We start from the raw sequence: 1,344 nt of genomic DNA on the forward strand, positions 1-1,344 counted from the left end.
CCGCGCTCGCGCGTCCCGCCGTCCAGGTCGCGCCGCTCGCCCTGGTCGCCGCCCCCGCGGCTGCGGCGCGGCTCGCCGCGGAGGCCGCCGACCTCGCCGCCCTGAAGGCCGCCATCGCCGCGGCCGACAGCCCGCTGAAGGACACGGCCAGCAACCTGGTGTTCTCGGACGGCGTGCCGGAGGCCGGGCTGATGCTGGTGGGCGAGGCGCCCGGCGCCGACGAGGACCGGCTCGGTCGCCCCTTCGTCGGCGTCTCCGGCCAGCTGCTGGACCGCATGATGGCCAGCATCGGTCTCGACCGGTCGCGCAACTTCTACGTCACCAACATCCTGCCCTGGCGCCCCCCCGGGAACCGCACGCCGACGGACGCGGAGATCACGCTCTTCCTGCCCTTCGTGCTGCGCCACATCGCGCTGGTGCAGCCGCGGCACCTGGTGCTGCTGGGCGGTGTGGCGGCGAAGACCCTGCTGCGTGCCCGGGACGGCATCACCCGCCTGCGCGGCCGCTGGCACCGGCTGCCGACGGAGGGGGAGGCCGCCCTGCCGGCGCTGGCCACCCTGCACCCCGCCTATCTGCTGCGCAGCCCGGCCGCCAAGCGCGACGCCTGGGCGGACCTGGTGCTGCTCCGTCGCACCCTGGATGGGCATGTCACGCCCGGTTGAGGGTGAAAAATGCAGCGAACAACGTCTTGCAACCTGCTGACATGTTAACGGACGTCTAAAGAGTCGAGATTTTCTCAGGAATGGAGGGTTGCCTCGCCGTCCGGACGGCCTGTAGGGGAACGGGGCCATGCGAGCGATCTGCCCCATGGCCCGGCGCCCCCGCCCGGTTCGCACCTCCCGCCGCACGGCGCTGGTGCTCCTCCTGGGGGCGACGATGACCGTGGGGGCTCAGGTCCCTGCGTTCGGGCAACGGGCCGACCAGACCGCCATGAGCGTTCCCCGTCCCTCGCTGCAGGGTGGGATCGCCGGGTTCCCGCAACCCCTCGCGCCGTCGGATGCGGCGCGGCTTCGCCGTATCTTCGAGCTCCAGTCCCGGGGCGAGATCGCGGCGGCCGTGCGCGAGACCGACCGGCTGGACGACCGCCGTCTGCTCGGCCACGTCCTGGCCGACCGCTGGATGCGCGGGCCGCAGAGCCCGTCCCTGGCGGAGCTGGCCGCCTGGCTCGGCGAATATGCCGACCATCCCGACGCCCCGGCCATCCACGCCCTGCTGGTGCGCCGCGCGCCGCGCGGCGCGGCACTGCCGCCCGCCCCGGTGCAGGACGCGCTGGTGGACGGCGCGGAGGTGGTGCCGGAGGAGCGCGACCCCCCGGCCCGCAGCCCGGCCCGCAACGCCGCGCTG

The 1,344-nt window shown here is 74.6% G+C and carries 1 protein-coding gene and 1 pseudogene; both read left to right on the top strand.

Going from position 1 to position 1,344, the window contains the following annotated elements; all coding sequences use genetic code 11:
• On the top strand, positions 1 to 662 hold a 662-nt coding region (locus OZN99_RS31690; RefSeq protein ID WP_270939165.1), incomplete at its 5' end, for a uracil-DNA glycosylase.
• 268 nt (positions 663 to 930) lie between these two features.
• Positions 931 to 1,344, top strand: a pseudogene (locus OZN99_RS31695) (lytic transglycosylase domain-containing protein); the annotation flags it as partial.

The sequence above is a fragment of the Falsiroseomonas oryzae genome (assembly GCF_027856955.1).
Taxonomy (GTDB): domain Bacteria; phylum Pseudomonadota; class Alphaproteobacteria; order Acetobacterales; family Acetobacteraceae; genus Falsiroseomonas; species Falsiroseomonas oryzae.